We start from the raw sequence: 21,295 nt of genomic DNA, 5'->3' as shown, positions 1-21,295 counted from the left end.
CATTAAAAATATTTCTCAAATAAATATTTTGATTATCAAACTATTTTTACTTAATACTCAGCAAACGAAAAGGTTGTTCCTTTGCCGTAAATTTGATATAGTATTTTTTGATAAAAAAGGAGAAAGAACGTTGAAAGAAAAAGTAAAAAAACTCCCCTTGCTTCCTGGGGTATACTTGATGAAAGATCATACCGGAACTGTGATTTACGTGGGAAAAGCGAAACAATTAAAAAATCGTGTAAGTAGTTATTTTCGTCATAGTAAACAACATTCAAAAAAAGTTCGCCGATTGATTCATCATATCGCTGACTTTGATTTTGTCGTCGTGGATACTGAATTAGATGCACTATTGTTAGAATGTCAATTAATCCAGTACTACCGCCCTTTTTACAACCGTCAAATGAACTATTTTAGTAACTATAATTATTTACATATTACAAATAATGGTTTTTCCCTTTCGGATATGCCACTTGCCCGTACTTACGGTCCCTTTCGACTTTACAAAAAAATGCCGGCTATTTTACGCATCATTGAAGAAACCTATCAGATGCCGTGGCTGTCTGAAATCAGCCTTTTAGCTTTAAATACACAATTACCGGAAATGAATCAGTTGTCATTTGAACAAAAGAAAAAAGAGATTCAAAATCTGTTGCAAGGGCGCAATAAAAAACTAATCACTTACTTGAAGAAAAGGCAAAATCATTTTATCGAACAATTGAATTTTGAAAAAGCTGCCCAAATCCAACAAGATATTGAGTTATCCACAGCTTTCATTAAAAGAATACAGGCGCAGAAACTATTTCTAAGGACGCCTAAAATCACTTTCCATTTACCTCTGGCAGCGGACGAAACGAAACAAAAACATTATTTGATTTGTTACGGTCAACTGGCTGAAACGGCCATTACGTCTAATGATGAATCTCCTTATTTTTATTATGAAAATGCAAAAGCTGGTTTGTCCTTGAAGCGACAGTTGCAAAAAGAAGAAATTGACCCCGTCCTTATACTAATGAGTTACCATAAGAAAATTCACGCCCAAAATGAATTGTAAAATAAAAAGAAACCTTGAACTACCAAACATTGGTCTACAGTTCACGGTTTCTTTTCGTTGTTTTATCCATTTAACCAATTATTCCCCTAATCTTCTCACTAGCCGAAAAAAATCTAAGGAAAAATAGGCGTCACACTTTTTCTTCTATTCATCGGAGCAGTCTCTTGCTGATACGAACGCTTGTGGATAGAACACGCCCATCCTGGTCACTTCAAGAAGACTTCTTACGAACGAAGCCTGATCCATTAAGCCATAAAAAAAGCAGCTCTAAAGCACCAAGAGAAGATTTTCTAAAAAATCCTCTCTTGGTTGCTCAGAGCTGAACGCTTCTTTCATGATCTTTTATTGGATCAAGTCATAAATTTCCATTGCAACGATATCGATATTGTCAAATTCATATTGTTGATGTGAATCTGTTTCAGTTAATTCAAATGTTTCAGTTGCTTTGTCATAAGTAACTGTACATTTTTCAACGCCCTCTTTTTCAAAACGACGGACTTGCAGTTCATTATCTGCTGATTCGACCATTGCCTCCAGTCGTTTAATGATTGCAACTAATTGTGAATGTGCCATCGGAGGTCCTCCTTTTCTTATTTCTGTTATATTGTAACAAAAGCACAGACGACTTGCATTGATTTTCTCCAAAAAAAGCGAGTTTTTTAAGATTTTTTTTCTGGGTTCTTTCCTTCAGGCCACCAAAGCTTAATCAATGCTTGAGTACCGTCATTTTCAAATCCCTGATCTGCTAATTGTTCATATAATTTTAAAGCTTGCGTTGTCGCTGGTAACTTCAATGCCATTTTATCTGCTTCATCTAACGCAATTTTCAAATCTTTAATAAAATGTTTAACAAAAAATCCTGGCGTATAATCCTCTTTTAAAATACGAGGAGCATAATTACTTAATGACCAGTTTGCAGCACTGCCTCCTGAGACTGTTTCAATGACTTTTTCAAAGTCAAGTCCTGCTTTTGAAGCATAAGCAAGTAACTCGGTCATGCCTGTCATAGTCCCTGCAATCATGATTTGATTTGCCATTTTCGCATGTTGGCCTTTTCCTGCTGTCCCATGTAAAGTAAAAGTAGATCCCATCACTTGAAACAAAGGTAAAACTTTTTCATAGACACTTTTTTCACCACCAACCATGATTGTCAAAGTGGCATTCTTCGCACCCAGATCTCCACCTGAAACTGGTGCATCTAAAGCAGCTGCACCTTTTTCTGTGGCTGTTTTTGCAATTTTTTCTGCAAGCGTTGGGGTACTAGTTGTTAGATCAACCAAAATTCGATCTTGGACATCCGTTGCAAAGATCCCATTTTCGCCATAGTAAATTTCTTCTACATCTTGGGGATAACCAACCATCGAAAAGATGATCTCACTATTTTTAGTGACATCTTTAGGTGTTTCAGCCCAAATGGCTCCTTTTTTGACTAGCTCATCCGTTTTTGCTTTTGTTCGATTATAGACAGTTACTTCATGTCCTGCGTTCATAAGATGCTCAGTGATTGCGCGTCCCATGACTCCTGTCCCGATAAAACCTAATTTCATATTCGTGACCTCCTAAAAATCAAAAAATCTTTGTCTCTATGCTAAGTATACGCCAGAAACAAAGATTTTTTTAGGATAAATACCTAAATTTATCGTTTAAATGAATTTAATTTGATTTTTATTCTTTCGATGGATGCCTCTTCTTCTTTTCGTTGCATTTCTTTTTCATGATAGATAATCATATCTTCATAAAATTCAATCATCGCTTCTCCAAAGTGCGTAGAGGAAATATCATATAATTTTGATTCCAATACTTTTTGGTCACGAGGGACTTCACTTTTTATATAATCAATAAGTGCTGGTGCGAAATCCTCATCGGTTTCAAATGTTTTCCCAAGGGAGGGATGATCAAACAAACGATTAAGATAAGCATTTCCCTCAATTACACAAGGTGTCCCTGAAGCCATTGCTTCCGTATAAGTTAAACCTTGTGTTTCTGAAGTTGAGGCACTAACAAAGTAATCAGCTGCTTTATAATACAATGCCACATCTTCGTTATCGACTTCTCCAGTAAATTGGACAAATTCATCCAATGCTAGTTCGTTGATTAGCTCTTGCAACTCTTCAAGGTAAGGCCCTTTGCCAACGATCACCATTCGTGCATTGGGATATGCTTTTAGAACTTGGGGAAACCCCTGGACCAATGCTTGAATATTTTTTTCATAAGAGATACGACTTAAAGATAAGATCATTAACTCATCATCTTTGATATTCAGCGATCCTCTGATTTCTTTGATAGCTTTTTGCGTGATTCCTTCCCTTTTAAATTTCTCAATATCGATCCCTGTAGGAATCACTCGAAGTGGTGCGACAACACCATAACTTCTTAATGTATCAATTACTCGTTCACTGGGACAGACAACTCCTGTTGTATGGTTAACAAATAAGCGGGAGAGATATCTGACATGAGATTGACGTATCACTTTGCCTTTAGCAATATAGTGTAGATAATCTTCATACATCGTATGATACGTATGGATCAATGGTATTTTCAGCTTTTTAGCAACCATTTTACCTAAAATCCCTGCACCAAATTCTGTATGAGTATGAATCAGTTCTAATTCAAGTTCCTTCGCTACTAAATAAGCGTACCACATACCTCGTACCACTATTCGCCGATCTTTAAAGGAAACGAATGGAACACTCGGCATACGAATGACATCTTTTTCTATTTTATCAGCATTTGGATCGGTTGTCGTAAAAATATAGACTTCATGTCCATGTTTTTCTAGTTCATTTTTTAAGGTTTTGATCGATGTAGCAACTCCGCTTACCTGCGGAAAATAGGTATCGGTAAAAAAGCCAATTTTCATGATTTTTTGCCTCCAAACTACCCTTTATTATTTTGTCTTTCATTTATGGAAGAATCTGCTTCTTCTAACACTTGTGTATACACCAATTTCAGTTGCTCACCAATTTTCTCAATACTTCGTGCTTGGGCAGTCTGATATCCAGCTGCCACTAGACTAGGAACTTCTTCTTCCACGATCTTTTTGATCAATACGGTAAATTCTTCATTAGAGCGACCCATGTAACAATTTTTTTTATCTTCTAACCAGCCATCATAGACTGGAATGTCTCGTACAAGAACATTTTGCTTACTTGCTAGTGCCTCTAATACTACAATTCCTTCTGTTTCTTCATAAGATGGGAAGAAAAAAAGGTCAGCGCCTGAGTATGCACCCTCAATAATTTCTCCCCGAATATATCCTGGAAAGATCACATTATCTGGGTGTTCTTCTTTCACAATCTGTCGGATATTTTTTGGGATCGAATACATAGGTACATGTCCAAACCAAATAAATGTATATTCCGGGAGTTTTTTTGCAATTTCTACAAAATCAATGATCCCTTTACGAGCAAAAAAAAGGCCAACACAGATAATCACTTTCTGATCTGGTGATAATTTGAAATAGTCGCGAAATTTTTGTTCTTTGATTGGATCTGGTTGATATTTTTTTAGATCAATCCCATTTGATATCGATTGGATCGGTAAATCTATGCCGTAACTTTCCAGTAATCGTTTAGAATATGGCGTAGGTGTGATGAGATAATCCGCCTTTTGATATAATCCCACTAAATATTTTTTTACTAATGGCGATAATTGATTAGAGCCAATAAATGAGTTACGAAAATCTTCCTCTGTTGAGTGAGCATGATAGACGATCTTCTTGCCGTCTTTTCTTGCTTTATTGACCATATTGTGACTATTGATACCATATGTATTGATGTGTAAGATATCATAGTCATCTTTACTATCTAGCGTGTAGGGAATCCCCATTTCTTTTAGAGCACGTTTTTGGTGGTCAAGCGCTCGTCCAATACCAGATTTCGCAAGTATTTTTTCACTTTCAAAATATAATAATACCTTCACCTTACGTCCTCCTTCATTTATATAGTATAACATAGCGCTGAACCTGTCACTCAAACTTAAGCCCTATTTTAAAATAACTCTATTTTTCATTCCTTATTTTAACCTATATGTAAAAATCCCATTGTAAAAAGCTGATACAGCTACTATCGCTGTACCAGCTTTTACTCGTATTATTATTTTACGTATTCATTTACAAGTTCAACGACTTCTTCCATCGTGTCACATTCTTTCAAAGCACGATCAGCAAGTTCTGCCATCTTCGTTGTATCTAAACGTTTCATTAAACTACGTGTTTTCAAGATTGATGTTGCACTCATTGAGAATTCATCTAATCCCATACCTACAAGTAGCGGAACTGCGGTTTGATCCCCAGCCATTTCGCCACACATACCAGCCCATTTACCTTCAGCATGCGCTGCATCGATCACGTTTTTAATCAAACGTAGGATTGATGGGTTGTAAGGTTGATACAAGTATGAAACACGTTCGTTCATACGGTCAGCTGCCATAGTGTATTGGATCAAGTCATTCGTTCCTACTGAGAAGAAGTCAACTTCCTTAGCAAACTTGTCAGCTAAGACAGCTGCTGCTGGAATTTCGATCATGATGCCGACTTGGATCGTATCAGATACTTCCACGCCTTCATTCAATAATTTTTGTTTTTCGTCTTCAAAGATTGCTTTTGCAGCACGGAATTCTTTAAGAGTCGCTACCATTGGGAACATGATACGTAAGTTTCCATGAACAGATGCACGTAATAATGCGCGCATTTGCGTACGGAACATTTCGTCACCTTGTTCTGACAAGCTGATTCGTAATGCACGATAGCCTAAGAATGGGTTCATTTCATGAGGCAATTGTAAGTAAGGTAATTCTTTATCGCCACCGATATCCATCGTACGCACGACAACCGGTTTACCTTCCATACCTTCAAGAACTGCTTTATATGCTTCATATTGGTCATCTTCAGTTGGGAAATCAGGAGAATCCATGTACAAGAATTCTGTACGGTAAAGACCAACCGCTTCCCCGCCGTTATTATGAACACCAACTAAATCTTTTGGTGTACCAATATTTGCTGCTAATTCAAAATGTTTGCCATCAGCAGTAACAGTTTCAGCATTTTTTAATTTTTCCCATTCTGCTTTTTGAGCAGCGTATTCAGCACCGATTTTTTCAAATTCAGCTTTTTGTTCAGCTGTAGGATCAACGATTACATCGCCTTCAATCCCGTTAACAGCTAACATGTCGCCTTCTTTGACTTTAGCAGTGATTTCTTTTGTACCTACGATCGCTGGGATTTCTAAAGAACGTGCCATGATCGCTGAGTGTGAAGTACGTCCGCCGATGTCAGTTACAAACGCTTTAACAAAATTGCGATCTAATTGAGCAGTATCACTTGGTGTCAAATCATGAGCAACAACAACTACTTCTTCGTTAATCATTGATGGATTTGGTAATGTCACACCTAGTAAATGCGCTAAAATACGTTTCGCAACGTCGCGGATATCAGCCGCACGTTCTTGCATATAAGCGTTGTCTTCCATAGCTTCGAACATACTGATATACATATCAGTTACTTCTTTTAATGCTGATTCAGCGTTTACGCTGTTATCATTAATGTTTTGTTTAATTTGACCAACCATTTCTGGATCAGACAGAACCATCAAGTGTGCGTCAAATACTTGCGCTTCTGCTTCACCTAAGCTTTGCGCTGCTTTTTCACGAATTTGTTGCAATTCTTCAGTAGATTTTGCTAAAGCATCATCTAAACGAGATGCTTCAGCTGCTGTATCTTCTACTGTTGTCTTACTGAATGTTAAATCCGGTTGAACTAGCAGGTAAGCTTTTGCAACGGCAACGCCGTCACTAGCGGCAATCCCTTTTAGCATTTCAACCATTATTCAGATAATCCTTCTTTCTTCATTGTATCAACGATAGCTGCCATTGCGTCTGCTTCGTCAGCACCTTCAGCTGTGATTGTAACGTCAGAACCTTGACCCACACCTAAAGACATAACGCCCATGATAGATTTCAAGTTTACTGATTTACCTTTATACTCTAAGTTTACATCAGAGTTAAATTTGCTTGCTGTTTGTACTAATAATGTAGCTGGACGTGCGTGGATTCCAGTTTCTGCTACTACGTGAAATTCTTTCTTTTCCATATTAATCGGTCTCCTTTAAGTGAGTGTTGTTTTTATGTGAGGGTTTTCTTTTTTAGCAGTTTACTAAGAACACTAATAAGTAGTACCCTTTCATTTGTAAAGATTACCATTTTTTCCCGATAGATACAACAGTTTTCATTTAAATTCAACTAAAAGTGTGGAAAATAATTAGCACTACTTTTAAAAATATGAATACATAGGATAACAACCGTATTCATTCTACCTCACTTCTTTTTTTAGTTGCTTTGATTCTCTTTACTGATCCCTCAGTAAAGAAGCAAACAAAACTAGACTCTGCCAAGCGAAATATCTCCTTCTATTTATCACTTTTATCGAAGAACGACTTATTCATTTCTTCATTTATTTTGAAAAACTAAATACTTGCACGCGTCCTAAAATTTAGTATAATTATAGCCAAAGGTCAATAATGGTCAATAACATTTTTTGCCTTTTCAACTTTTGAGTAAATGAGGGTTATTCTTTTACCTTCGTAGTCACGCGTTGTAAAATAGAATGGAAACATGTGAATCATGTGAAAGGACGTGAATCATTTATGCTTTGTCAAAATTGTGGGAAAAATGAAGCAACGATCCACTTATATGCAACAGTAAACGGACAGAGAACGCAACTTGATTACTGCCAAAGTTGCTATCAAAAAATTAAAAATCAACAAAATGGAGGTCTGACTAGTATGGCTCAAAATGATCCTTTTGGTTTTGGCAGCTTGGACGACTTATTCCGCTCCATGTCCCGCCAAATGCAACAGCAAGGAAACTATGAACAAACTCCTCCAACCCAATTCGGTGGTAACAACAACTTTAACGGCGGTCAACCACCGCAACAAGGAAATTCCGAAGGTCTTTTAGGAGAATACGGAATCAACATCACCGAACAAGCTCGTCAAGGTGACATTGATCCTGTGATCGGCCGTGATGATGAAATCAAACGTGTGATCGAGATTTTAAACCGTCGAACAAAAAACAATCCGGTATTAATCGGTGAGCCTGGTGTTGGTAAAACTGCCGTAGTTGAAGGACTTGCACAAAAAATCGTAGATGGCGATGTGCCGCAAAAATTAATGGATAAAGAAGTGATTCGTTTAGATGTGGTTTCTTTGGTTCAAGGAACTGGTATCCGTGGACAATTTGAAGAACGGATGCAAAAATTGATCGAAGAAATTAAGCAGGCTGAAAATGTCATATTATTCATTGATGAAGTCCATGAAATTGTCGGTGCTGGTTCTGCTGGTGACGGGAACATGGATGCGGGAAATATTTTAAAACCAGCTCTAGCTCGTGGCGAACTACAAATGGTTGGTGCCACTACATTAAATGAATACCGCATCATCGAGAAAGATGCAGCTTTAGAAAGACGGATGCAACCGGTTCGGGTCGTTGAACCTTCTGTTGAGGAAACAATCAGTATCTTAAAAGGATTGCAAAAACGCTACGAAGACTACCATCACGTCAAATATACCGATGAAGCAATCGAAGCTGCAGCTATTCTCTCAAATCGTTATGTTCAAGATCGTTTCTTACCAGATAAAGCGATTGACTTGCTTGATGAAACTGGCTCAAAGAAAAACTTAACGATTCAAATCGTTGATCCTAAAACCATTGATAAAAAACTTGAAGAAGCACAGGAACAAAAAATCCAAGCTTCTAAAGAAGAAGACTTTGAGAAAGCCGCTTATTATCGTGACCAAATCAGTAAATTAGAAAAGATGAAAGAACGTCAATTAACAGATGAAGAAACGCCTGTTATCACAGAAAAAGATATGGAAAAAATTGTGGAAGAACGTACGGGCATCCCCGTTGGCGATCTAAAAGAAAAAGAGCAAACACAATTGAAGAATCTTGCGACTGATCTAAAAGCACATGTGATTGGACAAGACGATGCCGTAGATCGTGTGGCAAAAGCTATTCGTCGTAATCGGGTTGGCTTGAGCAAGAAAAACCGCCTTATCGGATCATTTTTATTCGTAGGTCCAACTGGTGTCGGCAAAACTGAATTAGCCAAGCAACTGGCATTTGAATTATTCGGTTCCGAAGATTCAATGATTCGTTTTGATATGTCTGAATACATGGAAAAACACAGTGTATCTAAATTGATTGGTTCTCCTCCTGGCTATGTGGGCTATGAAGAGGCAGGTCAACTTACTGAAAAAGTACGTCGTAATCCTTATAGCTTGATTTTATTGGATGAAGTGGAAAAAGCACATCCTGATGTGTTACACATGTTCCTCCAAATTTTGGATGATGGCCGTTTGACTGACGCACAAGGTCGGACAGTAAGCTTTAAAGATACGATCATCATTATGACAAGTAATGCTGGTACAGGTAAAGTCGAAGCAAATGTCGGTTTTGGAGCAGCTCGTGAAGGGATTACTCGTTCTGTTTTAAACCAACTAAACAATTACTTCACACCTGAATTCTTGAACCGTTTCGATGGAATCATCGAATTTAGTGCGCTATCAAAAGAAAACTTAATGACCATCGTTACCTTGATGCTAGATGAAGTCAATGAAATGTTAGCAGCACAACAACTGCATATCGAAGTGCCGACAAATGTCAAAGAAAAACTTGTTGACTTAGGCTATGACCCAGCAATGGGCGCACGCCCTCTTCGTCGAACGATCCAAGAACAAATCGAAGATGGAATTGCTGAATTTTATTTAGACCATCCTTCAATCCATGAACTAAAAGCAAAATTGGATAAAGAAGAAAAAATTGTGATCACTTCTAAACCAGAACGTTTAGTCAAAGAAACGACAAACGAGCCAACAAACTAAACATCTGACAAAAACTTCGCTTTGCGACTGATAAAAAATGAAGCACCCATGAAAAAGCGACAGCTTTTCTCACGGGTGCTTCATTGCTCAAAGCGGATTTTTGATTGTTTTTTGACAAAAAGCAAAATACTGTTCTTTTCATTAGAAAAAAATTATAATGAAATTAAGTTGTATCTAAAATCTACATAAAAGAGGTGAGCGCCATGAAATTTGTCAATGTAACGAATAGTCATTCACGTTTGGTTTTAAACCAATTGGAAAATACAGATGCTCATATGGTGAAGGTTTACACTGCAGGCAATACAATGATTGTTTACACTGAAGCACCGGAACATAACGAGATTTTACTGATTAATGAAAAACGAAAAATACAACCCAAAGAAATTGAAGAAGTCAAAACGTACTTCCTCAATAAAATCCATGACGCCCTATATCAAGAAAACGAAATCCAAGTAATTGAATTAGATGATTTAGTTGAAATCTCGATTCCGAAACATCATCCCCACACTGAGGTTGCAATGTGATGATTACAAATAAACAAAAAAAAGAAACCTTTTTTAGAAGGATCGAAGGATAATGTTTGATTTTATCCTTGATCCAGCTCATTTATAGAGCTGGATCTTCTAAGATTGATTGGTTTCTTTTTTTGGTGTTTTTCCTAGCCGAACGATTGCTCTTACTTCGTTAACGATCGATTCATTATGCTCCCAACCTTCAACATCTAACAGCCTGCATAAACGCTGCATTTCTAACTTTTTTCTTGCTTTACGTTGTTTTCGTTGCTCCAGTGTTTCCATCCAACTCCCCCTTTTTTCTTTTTATATGTACACATCTTTATTTTAATTCATTTTATTTCAAAGAATTTACCAATTTTTTCTTTAAAATAAAAAAACTTTCCACCAAAATTGTTGGAAAGTTTTTTTTGCTTTTTTGGTAACCTGTAATCAATGAAATGAGGCTGCGATAGCCTCTAAGATTCGTTGACTTGCGTAACCATCTCCATAAGGATTTTTTGCTTGTGCCATCTTTTCATAAGCCTTTACATCAGTTAACAATTGTTTTGTCTCGTCATAAACTGTCTCTTCGTCTGTACCAACGAGTTTTAAAGTTCCGGCTTTTACACCTTCCGGTCGTTCAGTGGTATCACGTAAGACAAGAACCGGAACACCTAAAGAAGGTGCCTCTTCTTGAACTCCGCCTGAATCAGTTAATATAAGATAACTTTTGGCTGCACAATTGTGAAAATCAATGACATCTAATGGTTCGATCAGCTGAACATTCTCATATTGTCCTAAAATAGTATCAGCTAATTCTCGTACTTTAGGATTTTTATGCATCGGAAAAATAATGGATACATCAGAAAATTCTTCAGCAATCCTTCCTAATGCTTGAAAAACGTTCGCCATTGGCTCGCCTAGGTTCTCACGTCGATGCATTGTTACTAATAATTGTTTAGTGGAGCTGCTCGAAAGATGATCGCTTTTTTGATCCGCCACGATCGTGTACCTCATCGCATCGATCGCCGTATTGCCAGTAACGAAGATGTTTGCTTCATCGTGGTGCTCTCTTCTAAGATTATCAGCACTTTCATTGGTTGGCGCAAAGTAGAGATCCGCTAAAACATCTGTGGCTTGCCGATTGATTTCTTCAGGAAACGGTGACCATTTGTTCCAAGTTCGTAATCCTGCTTCGACATGTCTGACTTTAATTTGTTGATAAAATGCTGCGGTCGCTGCAGCAAATGTTGTGGTCGTATCTCCATGAACTAAGACGATATCAGGCTGTTCTGCTTGTAAGATTGGTTCTAATGATAAAAGAACTTTCGTTGTAATAGCGGTGAGTGTTTGATTGACACTCATCACATCTAGATCGTGATCAGGAGTAATTTCAAACACTTCTAACACTTGGTCTAACATTTCACGGTGCTGGCCTGTAACCGTCACGATTGATTCAAAGCGCTCATCTTTTTCCAGCGCTTTGATCAAAGGTGCCATTTTTATTGCTTCTGGACGTGTTCCAAAGACCGACATTACTTTAATCATCATTAAATTCCTCCGGATTATTTAGTTATTCTCTCCCGGCTATTTTCATAGTACTCCCAAAGCACCACCATGTGATGAGCGCTTTACATTAAACTTTTTAATTTGACATTTGGGTACTTGTCAGCAAACCAACGTTCAGCAAATTGGTTTTCGAACAAGAATAATGGCTGATCAAAACGGTCACGTGCCAAGATATTACGACTAGAACTCATCTTCTCATCTAAATCTTCGGGCTCGATCCAACGGGCAATTTTATGACCCATAGGAGACATAATCACTTCTGCATTGTATTCATTTAGCATCCGGTATTGGAATACTTCAAATTGAAGTTGTCCAACTGCGCCAATGATGTATTCTTCCGTCAAATAAGTTTTATAGAGTTGGATCGCACCTTCTTGGACTAACTGATAGATACCTTTATGGAATGATTTTTGTTTCATCACATTTTTAGCAGTGACTTTCATAAATAATTCCGGAGTAAAGGATGGTAACTCTTCATACGCCACCTTCAATTTCCCTTCATAAAGAGTATCGCCAATTTGATAATTTCCTGTATCATAGACCCCGATAATATCCCCTGCTACAGCATTCTCGACATTCTCTCTTGAGTCAGCCATAAACTGCGTCACATTACTTAACTTCAATTTTTTACCTGTTCGTTCTAATTGAACATCCATCCCACGTTCAAAAGTTCCAGAACAGATTCGCACAAAAGCAATCCGATCTCGGTGAGCTGGATTCATATTGGCTTGGATCTTAAAGACAAAACCTGAAAATTCTTCTTCATAAGGACTAACTTCTTGTCCTGATTGTGTTTGATGTCCGTAAGGTGAAGGGGCTAATTCCACGAAGGTTTCTAAAAATGTTTGCACACCAAAATTTGTTAACGCTGAACCAAAGAAGACCGGTGTCTGATCTCCCCGAGCAATTTTTTCTTCATTAAAAGAATCTCCTGCTTCTTTCAACAATTCTACTTCTTCAAGAACTTGTTCATACAATGAATTTTCCGTCAAAGGATGGCCTTCTGGCAGCAATCCTTCTTCATCCAAGGCAACAAGGCGCTCATCATTATAGTTTTCTGGACGATAAAACTCAATACGATTATGGTGGATATCATAGAGTCCTTCTAAGCCTTTCCCCATACCAATCGGCCAATTCATTGGATAAGACTCGATATCGAGCAACTCTTCCAATTCTTCTAAAAGTTCTAATGGTTCGCGACCATCTCGATCTAACTTATTGATAAAGGTAAAAATAGGGATTCCTCTTTTTTTAACGACTTGGAATAATTTTTTTGTTTGAGCTTCAATCCCTTTGGCACTATCGATGACCATAACCGCACTATCGACAGCCATCAATGTCCGATACGTATCTTCAGAAAAATCTTCATGCCCTGGGGTATCTAAGATATTGACTCTTTTACCATGATAATCAAACTGCATCACAGAACTGGTAACTGAGATTCCACGTTGCTTCTCAATTTCCATCCAGTCAGATTTTGCAAAGTTACCAGTCTTTTTCCCTTTGACAGTTCCTGCCTGACGTATTGCGCCACCAAATAAAAGCAATTGTTCAGTAATCGTTGTTTTACCAGCATCCGGATGGGAAATAATCGCAAACGTGCGTCGGTTATCTACTTGTTGTTTTAAGTTAGGGTTATTCATGTTTTACTCCATTTCTGTTACATCATTATCATCTTATTCGTCATCCTGTTCGAGGAATGATCGAACTAGCTATCTCAACTTACCAAGTATATCATGGAAACTATCAAAAAATAAACACTTGTTATGAGTCTTCTCTCTTTCTCTGTTGAATATCATATAAACGACTTTTTCAATAGGAGAAAATAAAGCTTTTCCTGCTACTATAACAACTGAAAACAGATTAAACGAAAAAAGTTGAACTTGGAACAGGCTTTTGTTCCAAGTTCAACTGTCTATTTCAATCATCTACAGACAAACGATTATTTATTTTACCTTGTGTTTTTCATCAGATTACTTGCCTAATTTATTTTAACTCCTCTTAGATTCCTTTCGACCTTTCAATAGGAACAAGCTAACGAATACCACTAATAAAATTGTATATCCTAATTTTTGAATAACTTGGTTATTTTTTTCACCTGTTTTTGGTAATAAACCTTCCTTACCGGTCTCTTCACTAATAGAAGATTTACCTATTTCATTGTTGCCCTCTTGTGTATTTTTACCTTGCTCTGCTTTATTATTGATGTTTTTATCTTCCTCAGAGGATGATGCAGTTTCTTTATTCTCTAATTGTTCGATGGCCTGCACCAAATCGTTCATCACTAGTTCGACTTCAGCTTGCGTAGTATTTGAATCAGCTAACACTGCTTGCGCTGCTTCCAGCGCTTTGCGGAACACTTGCCAACTTTCCTCTGTATAACTACTTGCAACTCGGCTTTGGTTTTCTTCGACCAATTTTTTTAATGCTGTTTTGTCTACTTTAGTTACTTCTTGCAGTTGCTCGACGGCTTTTCTCACTGCTTGAACTGCATCGTCTACTTCGGCTTGCGTTGCTTTTGGATCTGTTAACACCGCTTGGGCTAATTCCATTGCCTTAGTGAAGACTTTCCAACTTTCTTTTGTATAGTCGCTTTCGTTTCGGTTTTGGTTTTCTTCGACCAATTTTTCTAATGCTGTTTTGTCTACCTTAGTTACTTCTTGCAGTTGCTCGATGGCTTTTCTCACTGCTTGAACTGCTTCATCTACTTCGGCTTGCGTTGCTTTTGGATCTGTTAACACCGCTTGGGCTAATTCCATTGCCTTAGTGAAGACTTTCCAACTTTCTTTTGTATAGTCGCTTTCGTTTCGGTTTTGATTTTCTTCGACTATTTTTTCTAATGCCGTTTTATCTACTTCTGAAGGAACTTTGATAGTAATTGATCTCGAACTTCCTTTTAACCCTTTGCTATCAAATAGAAATGCTCCTGAATCCATGGTAATTTCGGACTCTTTTTCGATAACCTCAATGATCTCTTTCTCAATCGAAAATTCAATCACCTTATTATTTTGAACAGGATTCGCAATTGACAGTCGATAAGTATCATTACTCAATTTTTCTGCAATAATGGATGCAGGTTCAGATACGTGAACAAAAGCTGCCTGTTGATTTCCACTCCAAGCATTCAACATGAGATAGTCTTTTGTCTCAATCGCTTGGATTTCTGGTGTGTTTGCTAACACATTATAGCTTTTATGTTGCGCCATTTCTGCCATTTCTTCTGCTGTCTTTCCAGCAACAGTCAAATACTCATAAGTATCATTTTGAGCGTTACTTCCATGATTTTTGATGATTTTTACAAATTCTTTTGTATATGATTGATCATTGACAAAATATTCGTTGATATCCAAATATTTGCCAGATCGAATTTCTTTTTGAACGTCAACGTTCGACATGGTATTTGGAAAAATGTAACCTAAATTATTGAGTGGATTTGTCGAAGTAAGATTGATCCAAGTAGAATCAGCTGTTTTCTTTTGGATAATTTGCATGTTACTTGAATCCATCATTCGATTATCAAGGATCGTCTCAATTGTCGCATTCGTTGTTCCGCTGATTCCACTGCCTAAATTAATCAATTTATCTTCTAACAAAAACCATGATTTCTTTGCTACCAAATCCATATTTTCATTTTTCTTATCTAAAAACATTCCGACTGCAGCTACTTTGCCATTATTCGATCCTCCCACCCAAGACTGAGGACTCTTTTTACCAGTAGAAGCACCTTCTGCTAACACTTTTGTGTCTATAGTGGTACCTGGTAAGCGATAAGAATCAATAGTGACCCAATAACCTTCATCAAATTGAGCGAGGTCACCGTTATAAAGATAAACCATCCCATCGGCCGTATGCCATCCTTTTTTATTTTCAGTATTTCCAAATTCATAATTTCCAATACGACTAGAGTACATACTTATTCCGAGACTATAACTCTCGTTTTTTTGAAACACCCGATCCATTGAACCATAAACATTCACGAGATTTCGTTCTTCTTTACTAGTTATCGAAGGCTCATTCATGATTTTCTTAAGATCAATCAACGCTTCAAAGTCTCTTGGATTTTCAAAAAAATCATAAAAATAACTACTATGCTCAAGCCATGCTTTAATAGACGAATCAATTTTCTTGCGTAAAATTTCTGGCGAAAATTTCGCTACTAATGTAAGATTGGCGATTGTTTCCTTTCCAGATTCAAATTCAGAGGTAAAGGGATTCGTCCCAGGAGCTCTAGAAATACTTCGTCCTGATACCATTGAGGGCATTTTTCCATTTACCATCAATTGTAAATAACCTTTATCGGTTACTTGAAACAAGTTATTTATATTGTCATCTTTGATTTCCCAATGTGTCCCTTGCAAAATCGTTTGAACCCGTCCAAAGCCTTTCAGCAATTCATTTCCATAACTTCCGTTATATGGGAAATGACTATGTTGGATTAATGAGCCGTCTGAATATAAGCCATCTCCTCCTGTCACCATTTTTAAAACGGATGGAACAGCGCTTTGAACTGCCTCTACTCGGGAATCATTTTCTAATAAAATGGCTGTTCCTAAGACGGTAATAGATATATCTGTTAAGTTCGCTCCTGTAGCCGTATAGCTAGGCCATTGAACTTTAGGATCTTGCGCATAGTGGTTTAAAGGTTCAACAAATTTAGTTAAGATTGCATCATCTTTTTCGATTAAATCATCATGTAATAAAATCAGTGTGTCTGTTAATGGCTGTGCTGATCCAATTTGCCAATCCCACCAATTCCCACTCCAGTAAGTTCCATTGTAGTTTTTGGTTTCAATCATAAAATCAATTGCTTTCAAAATTTGCGTAAAAACCTCTTGATTCTTATGTAATGAACTCGAAGGATCATAATAACCTAATGTCAATTTTTTGATGTTGGTAAATTGAGTGGTATAGTCTGCTGATAATGTGTCTGAACTTTTTTTCTCCCACAAATAAGTTCTATTTTCTGACTTATTAAGTGTTTGCCATAATTCTAAACTATCTTTGGCTATTCTCGCTCGATATTTTTTTACGTCCGAATCCTGATCAAATTCTTCATGATCTTCTTTAGATCCTAGAAAGCGTGCTTTCCATTTCTCACGCATTTCACGATACTCTGCTTTTTCTTGAATAACCGTAACTGGAATCGTATCACTTAAATCCGTATTTTTGATTCTCACAGTCACCTTTGCTTCTCCGGTTTTGAGTGCTTTCATTCTTCCTTGACTGTCTACATTGACAATACTAGGATCACTACTGCTCCACTCAATTTGTTTTTCAGGAACTTGGACGCCTGTTGGTGTTAATATGTAAGTTAATTGTTTGGATCTTTTCTCGCTGATTTCGGCTGAATCAATCGAAAACTTTATCCCATCAGGTAAACGTGCTTGACGATAAGCTTCCATTGAAATAATGCTCGAACCATAATATTGACCATTCGTGTGCTTCCACATTTTTAGTTGTTGGTATTTAATATATCGAGCTGTTACATTCGCTACTTCAATATATTTTTTTGCTTCTTTCCCGCCACTTCCACGCTCCTCCTTATAGATGGATTGATAATTTTGATTGTCGTTAGAAACTAATACCTCATATTCTGGACTCTCCGCATGAAAGTGTAAAACCACCTGACCAATTGTTTTTTCTTCTCCAATATCAACAGTCAGCCACTGATTATCTGTTTTATCCGCTGACCATCTCGTCGATACATCCCCATCAACCGCTTTTTCACCTACAAATTGCGGATATTTCCAATTATCTCCTTGTTTCCCACCTTCTACTCCTGAGTAGGTAACATTCTTTTGAAACAAAAAATCTTCAGTATCTTCAGCACAAACGATTGGACTGTAAAAAGATGTAACAACAAGCGCCAATCCTGTTAAAGCAAAAATGATTGCCTTCTTCATTAAAAAATTCCTCCTTTAGTTAAATAGAATAGTCGATAAAAAATTTTAAGTCGTGAGGCAAAATGAATGATCATCAATTTTTTATCCATTCTTTGCAACTTTTGTACATACTACTTTTACTTGAGAGAACTACCTAATATTTGTTCTTAGTTTTTTAGTTTCAATTGAGATAAATCATTGGAAGAATCGCTCATATCTGCTTATTCGTAAAATATTTAAAATCTGTCTTTCTACTAAAAACACTACTTTACATTTTTCCCACCTCCTCACTGATTCACTTAAACATATAAAAAAATAGGCATGAAAAAACGACGGAAGACTCCGTACGTGTTTTCCATGCCTAGTATAACCTAGTCACATGAAACTTGTGTTTGCGTTTTCATAATACTCTAGCAAAAATTTATTGTCAACCAACAAAACATTTAAATATACTGGTTATATTATGTATAAGTTAACTGGGAGCATAGGATCTTATTGTATGTTTTAGTAATCTTTACAAAAGGGTAAAGCTCTGCCTCTCTTGCTTCTGACTACCCCTCAACTTAGGGAACCACACTGATTTACGTATCAACTTTGAAAAAAAGAAAAAAACATCCTTGCACAAAATCTCTTCTGTACAAGGATGAAACATATCTTATCTTCTCGGCTCATTTTCATCAAAATCTTTATAAAATAAACGACGGTCCTCATCTGGTTCCACAATTTCTTCTTTAGGATCATGGAACACCACGCGAATTTTTAAAATTCTAGAACCTTCCATTTCTTCAGAAGTCAAAGTAATGTTATCTACATCAAACGATAATTTTTCTCCCTCATCAGGGATCATGCCCAAAGCAGTGATTAAATAGCCTGCCATCGTGTCAACATCGCTCATGTGTAAGTTACTGTCAAATACTTCGTTGAACTCATCGATCAACATTCGTCCTTGGATCACGTATTCATGTTCAGCAACCTTTTCATATAATTTTTCGACTTCATCTGATTCATCATCAATTTCACCGACGATTTCTTCTAGTAAATCTTCTAAAGTCGCTAAACCAACGACTCCACCATATTCATCCAGTAAAATAGCCATCTGGTTTTGAGTTTTTTTCATTTCGTACAAGAGATCATCAATGAATATTGTCTCTGGTACAAATAAAGGTTCTTGCATGATTTTTTGAATATTTAAATGTTCAAAGCCAAATTTATGAGCAGCTTTCAATAAGTTTTTCGTATGAAGAATCCCAACAACTTTGTCTTTGTCTTCATTATAGACCGGAATCCTTGAATAATTTTCTGATAAAACTTCATTGACATTCTCTTCAACGGAGTCATTGATATCGATCATAAAAGCATCTGTTCGAGGAACCATTACTTCCCTAGCTACTTTGGTATCTAAAGAAAAAACACCTTGCAGCATTTCTAACTCTTCATTATCAAGTACACCTTCAGTTTCCAACATATACCGCATTTCATCTCTCGTCATTTTTGAATCTTCATCATCAAAAGTCATTGGTGTGACACGAGCTAGTAAACTAGTCGATGCAGATAATAACCAGACGAAAGGTTTGGCAACCACACCGATCAGACGGATAATTCCTGAAGTAAAGTTGGCTACTTCTTCTGATTTGTTCAAGGCGATTCGTTTAGGATACAATTCACCAAAAACAATCGATACGTAGGTCAAAATAGCTAAAACAATAATATTGGCAATATTTCTTGCTGCTACACTACCACCTAATAATGGTGCTAATTTTTCTGATAATGTATTGGCTAACGAAGCACCGGATAGGATATTGACTAACGTGATTCCTACCTGGATCGTTGACAGAAAGTTATTTGGGTTCTGCAATATTTTTAAAAGCTTTTGAGATTTAACATCTCCTTCTTCCGCTTTTTGCTCGACTCGATTTTTGTTGATCGAAACAACAGCAATCTCGGAAGCAGCTAAAAAAGCATTGATCAAAGTTAAAATGATCAGTAATAAAATTTGCGCTAACAGCGACTGACTCTCAGGGTCAGCATTCATAATCGCATTCTCTCCTTATATTTTTTAATTTTTTTGTTTACGATAGAAAAAAAGCGTGACTATAAAGATAGCCACGCTAAAATGTTATCACAAAGAATTTTTCTTTGCAATAAAAACAACTATGAAGCAATTAGTCGGAATTGCTGATACGTTATTCCAATGTCGTTGCAATTTTTTTCTTTTTTTCATTTTGCTGGTCTTCTTTAACAATTTTGATGACATAAGAAATAATCGTCTTACAAATGGCATAAAACGGTACACCTAAGAAAATCCCGATCAAACCAGCAATGTTTCCTGCTACTAATAACACAATGATGATCGTTAGCGGATGGATTTTTAATGATTTTCCGATGACATTTGGATAAATCACATTTCCATCCAATTGTTGAACGATCAAGACAACGACACAACAAAGCAGTGCTTTAACAGGATCATTGAATACTGTCACTAAAAATGCTGGAGCTAAGCCTAGGTAAGGACCTAGATAAGGAATCAAATTAGTCAAACCAGCGATGACGCCAAATAAAAAGGCATAATTGACCCCTAGAATCAGATACCCCAAAAAAGTAAATGTTCCGACAAAAAGACATTCAATCGCTTGACCACTAATGTAGTTAGCTAATGTTTTGTTCAATTGACCAAGTAATTCAACAATTTGATCTCTTCTCTTTTCAGGAAAGAATTTCTTGACTGTCGGAACCATTTTTTCTCCATCTTTCAACATATAAAACAAAATAAATGGAGCTGTGATGATCACGATTGTAGCAGAAGCGATCGTACCGACAAGCGATCCTAAGCTGTTTGAAATCCCGCTGAGGAACTGTTGGATAATCTTAGCATAAGAAATATCTAATTGATTCAAATAATGATTGATATCTACCTCTTTGAAGATCGGTAGTTGGGCCATATTATTTAACCAAGTCTCTACACGACTAATAAAGTCAGGAATATTCGATGCGATGGATGAAATTTGTTGGATCAAGCTAGGAATCACGCTGAGCAAAATCCAGATGATCGCTGCGACAAGCAAAAGTAATACGATTGCTACCGCCCAAATGCGTTTGATTTTGATTTTCATCAATAGTTTGACAATAGGATTCAACAAATAATACAAAAATCCAGCAATCAAGACTGGTGCGAATAATGTTGAGAAAAACGTTCCAATTGGTTGAAAGATAAAATTGATTTTTGAAGAAACCAAGATCAACGTGGCGATAATGAGTAATTCGCAAGACCAAAACATCAATTTTGATTGTTTCAATTTTTCAAACAATATACTTCCTCCTTTCGTCTTTTTTACTAGTATATATTATTTGTGTGAAAATTTCTTTTATTCTTACTGATATTTGTTTTTTTATCCACTTTTCATTTTATTTTCTTTACAGTAT

At 36.8% G+C, this 21,295-nt stretch carries 15 protein-coding genes; 3 read left to right on the top strand and 12 right to left on the bottom strand.

Annotated features, from left to right (window positions below; translation table 11 throughout):
* The first annotated feature begins 178 nt into the window (after nucleotides 1-178).
* Entirely contained in the window at nucleotides 179-1,051 is an 873-nt protein-coding gene (locus tag AB3I42_RS02540; protein ID WP_179133086.1) for a GIY-YIG nuclease family protein, read from the top strand.
* 342 nt (nucleotides 1,052-1,393) lie between these two features.
* Here AB3I42_RS02540 and AB3I42_RS02535 read toward each other — a convergent pair whose 3' ends face one another.
* The 6 genes from AB3I42_RS02535 to AB3I42_RS02510 form a co-directional block, all read right to left on the bottom strand.
* Complete coding sequence (locus tag AB3I42_RS02535; RefSeq protein ID WP_010719680.1) at nucleotides 1,394-1,624, bottom strand: YkuJ family protein; 231 nt, start codon at nucleotides 1,622-1,624, stop codon at nucleotides 1,394-1,396.
* An 86-nt stretch (nucleotides 1,625-1,710) separates the two neighbouring features.
* Complete coding sequence (locus AB3I42_RS02530) at nucleotides 1,711-2,598, bottom strand: NAD(P)-dependent oxidoreductase (protein ID WP_010738140.1); 888 nt, start codon at nucleotides 2,596-2,598, stop codon at nucleotides 1,711-1,713.
* A gap of 89 nt (nucleotides 2,599-2,687) precedes the next feature.
* On the bottom strand, nucleotides 2,688-3,911 hold the full coding sequence (locus tag AB3I42_RS02525) for a glycosyltransferase family 4 protein (RefSeq protein ID WP_010719682.1): 1,224 nt from the start codon (nucleotides 3,909-3,911) through the stop codon (nucleotides 2,688-2,690).
* Between the two features lie 17 nt (nucleotides 3,912-3,928).
* Complete coding sequence (locus tag AB3I42_RS02520) at nucleotides 3,929-4,972, bottom strand: glycosyltransferase (protein WP_014834761.1); 1,044 nt, start codon at nucleotides 4,970-4,972, stop codon at nucleotides 3,929-3,931.
* 173 nt (nucleotides 4,973-5,145) lie between these two features.
* Nucleotides 5,146-6,873, bottom strand: coding sequence for a phosphoenolpyruvate--protein phosphotransferase (ptsP, locus tag AB3I42_RS02515; protein WP_010719684.1), 1,728 nt, complete (start codon nucleotides 6,871-6,873; stop codon nucleotides 5,146-5,148).
* A complete protein-coding gene (locus tag AB3I42_RS02510) occupies nucleotides 6,873-7,139 on the bottom strand; it encodes a phosphocarrier protein HPr (RefSeq protein WP_010719685.1) in 267 nt (88 codons plus the stop codon). Before AB3I42_RS02510 ends, ptsP begins: the two co-directional genes overlap by 1 nt.
* 553 nt (nucleotides 7,140-7,692) lie before the next feature.
* Here AB3I42_RS02510 and AB3I42_RS02505 point away from each other — a divergent pair.
* Nucleotides 7,693-9,930, top strand: coding sequence for an AAA family ATPase (locus AB3I42_RS02505; protein ID WP_368022243.1), 2,238 nt, complete (start codon nucleotides 7,693-7,695; stop codon nucleotides 9,928-9,930).
* Between the two features lie 203 nt (nucleotides 9,931-10,133).
* The gene (locus AB3I42_RS02500) at nucleotides 10,134-10,454 is read left to right on the top strand and encodes a DUF1827 family protein (RefSeq protein ID WP_010719687.1); all 321 of its coding nucleotides are present in this window, start codon (nucleotides 10,134-10,136) and stop codon (nucleotides 10,452-10,454) included.
* A gap of 99 nt (nucleotides 10,455-10,553) precedes the next feature.
* On the opposite strand, the gene AB3I42_RS02495 is transcribed toward AB3I42_RS02500, so the two are convergent.
* The 6 genes from AB3I42_RS02495 to AB3I42_RS02470 all read right to left on the bottom strand — a co-directional run bounded on the left by AB3I42_RS02495 (nucleotide 10,554) and on the right by AB3I42_RS02470 (nucleotide 21,150).
* A complete protein-coding gene (locus tag AB3I42_RS02495; RefSeq protein WP_010719688.1) occupies nucleotides 10,554-10,727 on the bottom strand; it encodes a hypothetical protein in 174 nt (57 codons plus the stop codon).
* 147 nt (nucleotides 10,728-10,874) lie between these two features.
* Nucleotides 10,875-11,975 (bottom strand): non-hydrolyzing UDP-N-acetylglucosamine 2-epimerase, encoded by a 1,101-nt coding sequence (gene wecB, locus AB3I42_RS02490; protein ID WP_081123507.1) that lies wholly within the window; start codon nucleotides 11,973-11,975, stop codon nucleotides 10,875-10,877.
* An 80-nt stretch (nucleotides 11,976-12,055) separates the two neighbouring features.
* Entirely contained in the window at nucleotides 12,056-13,636 is a 1,581-nt protein-coding gene (locus AB3I42_RS02485) for a peptide chain release factor 3 (protein WP_010738143.1), read from the bottom strand.
* A 348-nt stretch (nucleotides 13,637-13,984) separates the two neighbouring features.
* Entirely contained in the window at nucleotides 13,985-17,896 is a 3,912-nt protein-coding gene (locus AB3I42_RS02480; protein WP_368022239.1) for a polysaccharide lyase family 8 super-sandwich domain-containing protein, read from the bottom strand.
* A 634-nt stretch (nucleotides 17,897-18,530) separates the two neighbouring features.
* Complete coding sequence (locus AB3I42_RS02475) at nucleotides 18,531-19,907, bottom strand: hemolysin family protein (RefSeq protein WP_010738146.1); 1,377 nt, start codon at nucleotides 19,905-19,907, stop codon at nucleotides 18,531-18,533.
* 151 nt (nucleotides 19,908-20,058) lie between these two features.
* Entirely contained in the window at nucleotides 20,059-21,150 is a 1,092-nt protein-coding gene (locus AB3I42_RS02470; protein ID WP_223603381.1) for an AI-2E family transporter, read from the bottom strand.
* Between the last annotated feature and the right edge of the window lie 145 nt (nucleotides 21,151-21,295).

The sequence above is a fragment of the Enterococcus sp. C53 genome (genome assembly GCF_040887425.1).
Taxonomy (GTDB): Bacteria; Bacillota; Bacilli; order Lactobacillales; family Enterococcaceae; genus Enterococcus_B; species Enterococcus_B hirae.
Note: the sequence above shows the minus strand (reverse complement) of the source record. Positions and strands in the feature narration are given on the sequence as shown.

Excerpts from the sequence above, each read along its gene's own strand:
- AB3I42_RS02540 (WP_179133086.1), top strand. The coding sequence starts at position 179 with ATGAAAGATCATACCGGAACTGTGATTTACGTGGGAAAAGCGAAACAA.
- AB3I42_RS02535 (WP_010719680.1), bottom strand. The coding sequence starts at position 1,624 with ATGGCACATTCACAATTAGTTGCAATCATTAAACGACTGGAGGCAATG.
- AB3I42_RS02530 (WP_010738140.1), bottom strand. The coding sequence starts at position 2,598 with ATGAAATTAGGTTTTATCGGGACAGGAGTCATGGGACGCGCAATCACT.
- AB3I42_RS02525 (WP_010719682.1), bottom strand. The coding sequence starts at position 3,911 with ATGAAAATTGGCTTTTTTACCGATACCTATTTTCCGCAGGTAAGCGGA.
- ptsP (WP_010719684.1), bottom strand. The coding sequence starts at position 6,873 with ATGGTTGAAATGCTAAAAGGGATTGCCGCTAGTGACGGCGTTGCCGTT.
- AB3I42_RS02510 (WP_010719685.1), bottom strand. The coding sequence starts at position 7,139 with ATGGAAAAGAAAGAATTTCACGTAGTAGCAGAAACTGGAATCCACGCA.
- AB3I42_RS02505 (WP_368022243.1), top strand. The coding sequence starts at position 7,693 with ATGCTTTGTCAAAATTGTGGGAAAAATGAAGCAACGATCCACTTATAT.
- AB3I42_RS02500 (WP_010719687.1), top strand. The coding sequence starts at position 10,134 with ATGAAATTTGTCAATGTAACGAATAGTCATTCACGTTTGGTTTTAAAC.
- AB3I42_RS02495 (WP_010719688.1), bottom strand. The coding sequence starts at position 10,727 with ATGGAAACACTGGAGCAACGAAAACAACGTAAAGCAAGAAAAAAGTTA.
- wecB (WP_081123507.1), bottom strand. The coding sequence starts at position 11,975 with ATGATGATTAAAGTAATGTCGGTCTTTGGAACACGTCCAGAAGCAATA.
- AB3I42_RS02485 (WP_010738143.1), bottom strand. The coding sequence starts at position 13,636 with ATGAATAACCCTAACTTAAAACAACAAGTAGATAACCGACGCACGTTT.
- AB3I42_RS02480 (WP_368022239.1), bottom strand. The coding sequence starts at position 17,896 with ATGAAGAAGGCAATCATTTTTGCTTTAACAGGATTGGCGCTTGTTGTT.
- AB3I42_RS02475 (WP_010738146.1), bottom strand. The coding sequence starts at position 19,907 with ATGAATGCTGACCCTGAGAGTCAGTCGCTGTTAGCGCAAATTTTATTA.
- AB3I42_RS02470 (WP_223603381.1), bottom strand. The coding sequence starts at position 21,150 with ATGTTTTGGTCTTGCGAATTACTCATTATCGCCACGTTGATCTTGGTT.